This is a genomic window from Micromonospora sp. NPDC047753 (genome assembly GCF_040642735.1).
Taxonomy (GTDB): Bacteria; Actinomycetota; Actinomycetes; order Mycobacteriales; family Micromonosporaceae; genus Micromonospora.
Map to the genome: position 1 here is coordinate 1 of NZ_JBEYSL010000647.1, position 3,192 is coordinate 3,192.

At 56.9% G+C, this 3,192-nt stretch carries 2 rRNA genes; both read left to right on the plus strand.

Features of this window, described 5'->3' with window-relative positions:
* Positions 1-2,804: ribosomal RNA gene (locus tag ABZ749_RS32515) — 23S ribosomal RNA — on the plus strand; the annotation flags it as partial.
* Positions 2,805-2,889: 85 nt separating this feature from the next.
* Positions 2,890-3,006: ribosomal RNA gene (gene rrf, locus ABZ749_RS32520) — 5S ribosomal RNA — on the plus strand.
* Positions 3,007-3,192 lie beyond the last annotated feature (186 nt).

The window sequence follows — 3,192 nt, forward strand, 5'->3', positions numbered from 1 at the left end:
TTGCGTGGTCGGGGTTGTGGGACCCTGCTGAACAAGCTGACACTTGTTCGAGAAGTTACAAAGTCAGTGGCTAGTCGAACAGTCTGGAATGGCTGACCGTAGACGGTGAGAGTCCGGTAGGTGAAAGTTGCTGACCTTCTGTGGGTGTTCCCGAGTAGCGGCGGACCCCTGAAATCTGCCGTGAATCTGCCAGGACCACCTGGTAAGCCTAAATACTTCCTGGTGACCGATAGCGGACAAGTACCGTGAGGGAATGGTGAAAAGTACCCCGGGAGGGGAGTGAAATAGTACCTGAAACCGTTCGCCTACAATCCGTCGGAGCCTTGCGGGGTGACGGCGTGCCTTTTGAAGAATGAGCCTGCGAGTTAGTGGCATGTGGCGAGGTTAACCCGTGTGGGGGAGCCGTAGCGAAAGCGAGTCTGAATAGGGCGATTCAGTCGCGTGTCCTAGACCCGAAGCGGAGTGATCTAGCCATGGGCAGGCTGAAGCGCGGGTAAGACCGCGTGGAGGGCCGAACCCACCAATGTTGAAAAATTGGGGGATGACCTGTGGTTAGGGGTGAAAGGCCAATCAAACTCCGTGATAGCTGGTTCTCCCCGAAATGCATTTAGGTGCAGCGTCGCGTGTTTCTTGCCGGAGGTAGAGCACTGGATGGTCTAGGGGGCCCACAAGCTTACCGAAATCAGCCAAACTCCGAATGCCGGTAAGTGAGAGCGCGGCAGTGAGACTGCGGGGGATAAGCTTCGTAGTCGAGAGGGAAACAGCCCAGATCACCAGCTAAGGCCCCTAAGCGTGTGCTAAGTGGAAAAGGATGTGGGGTCGCATAGACAACCAGGAGGTTGGCTTAGAAGCAGCCACCCTTTAAAGAGTGCGTAATAGCTCACTGGTCAAGTGGTTCCGCGCCGACAATGTAGCGGGGCTCAAGCACACCGCCGAAGCTGTGGCATTCACATTTTATCCTCGCTTGGACGTGATTCCTTGTGCAGGTGTGTGGATGGGTAGGGGAGCGTCGTGCCGCGAGTGAAGCAGCGGGGTGACCCAGTTGTGGACGCGGCACGAGTGAGAATGCAGGCATGAGTAGCGAAAGAAGGGTGAGAAACCCTTCCGCCGGATGACCAAGGGTTCCAGGGCCAGGCTAATCCGCCCTGGGTGAGTCGGGACCTAAGGCGAGGCCGAGAGGCGTAGTCGATGGACAACGGGTTGATATTCCCGTACCCGCGAAAGAGCGTCCCTGATGAACCTCGTTGTGCTAACCGCCCGAACTTGATGAGGTCTTCGGACTGAGTTGAGGGAGCGTGGGAACCTGATGGGTAGTAGTCAAGCGATGGGGTGACGCAGGAAGGTAGCTGAGCCCGGCCGGTGGTTGTGCCGGGGTAAGCGTGTAGGCCGTGTTGTAGGCAAATCCGCAACACATGAAGGCTGAGACGTGATGCCGAGCCGATTCAGGTGAAGTCAGTGATCCTATGCTGCCGAGAAAAGCCTCTAGCGAGTTCTTAGCGGCCCGTACCCCAAACCGACACAGGTGGTCAGGTAGAGAATACCGAGGCGATCGGGCGAACTGTGGTTAAGGAACTCGGCAAATTGCCCCCGTAACTTAGGGAGAAGGGGGGCCGGAGACGTGAAGCCCCGCGCGGGTGGAGCGTTGTATGGCCGCAGAGAGCAGGGGGAAGCGACTGTTTACTAAAAACACAGGTCCATGCGAAGAAGTAATTCGATGTATATGGACTGACGCCTGCCCGGTGCTGGAACGTTAAGGGGACCTGTTAGCTCTTCGGGGCGAAGCGGAGAACTTAAGCGCCAGTAAACGGCGGTGGTAACTATAACCATCCTAAGGTAGCGAAATTCCTTGTCGGGTAAGTTCCGACCTGCACGAATGGCGTAACGACTTCCCCACTGTCTCAACCACAGGCCCGGCGAAATTGCAGTACGAGTAAAGATGCTCGTTACGCGCGGCAGGACGGAAAGACCCCGGGACCTTTACTATAGCTTGACATTGGTACTCGAATTAGCTTGTGTAGGATAGGTGGGAGCCGGTGAAGTCCATACGCCAGTATGGGTGGAGGCAATCTTGAAATACCACTCTGGTTGATTTGGGTATCTAACTTCGGACCGTTATCCGGTTCAGGGACAGTGTCTGGTGGGTAGTTTAACTGGGGCGGTTGCCTCCTAAAAGGTAACGGAGGCGCCCAAAGGTTCCCTCAGCCTGGTTGGCAATCAGGTGTTGAGTGCAAGTACACAAGGGAGCTTGACTGTGAGACTGACAGGTCGAGCAGGGACGAAAGTCGGGACTAGTGATCCGGCACTTGCGAGTGGAAGCGGTGTCGCTCAACGGATAAAAGGTACCCCGGGGATAACAGGCTGATCTTCCCCAAGAGTCCATATCGACGGGATGGTTTGGCACCTCGATGTCGGCTCGTCGCATCCTGGGGCTGTAGCAGGTCCCAAGGGTTGGGCTGTTCGCCCATTAAAGCGGTACGCGAGCTGGGTTTAGAACGTCGTGAGACAGTTCGGTCCCTATCCGCCGTGCGCGTAGGATACTTGAGAAGGGCTGTCCCTAGTACGAGAGGACCGGGACGGACGAACCTCTGGTGTGCCAGTTGTCCTGCCAAGGGCACGGCTGGTTAGCTACGTTCGGAAGGGATAACCGCTGAAAGCATCTAAGCGGGAAGCCTGCTTCAAGATGAGGTATCCCACCCACTTTGTGGGGTAAGGCCCCCAGCTAGACGACTGGGTTGATAGGCCGGAAATGTAAGCCCGGTAACGGGTTCAGTTGACCGGTACTAATAGGCCGAGGACTTGACTACTAAGCTGCTACGCGTCCACTGTGCAACTCTGAACAAGCGAACACCCGTGACATGGTGCCGGGGTTGTTTGATATGTTCATAGAGTTACGGCGGTCATGGCGGAGGGGAAACGCCCGGTTACATTCCGAACCCGGAAGCTAAGCCCTCCAGCGCCGATGGTACTGCACTCGTGAGGGTGTGGGAGAGTAGGACGCCGCCGGACAATCTTCCAGAGAAGCCCAACCCGTTAGGGGTGGGCTTCTCTGCGTCTCCGCCCCCCTTTTTTTAGGGGTGATCGGGTTCCCTCAGACTCGCCACGGGTCACGCTTGATCCTGATTGTCGTGGCTTCGTGGGCCCCGCGCCGCCGAGCTGGCAGCGCTGGACCGGGCGAAGACCAACTTCTTCGCA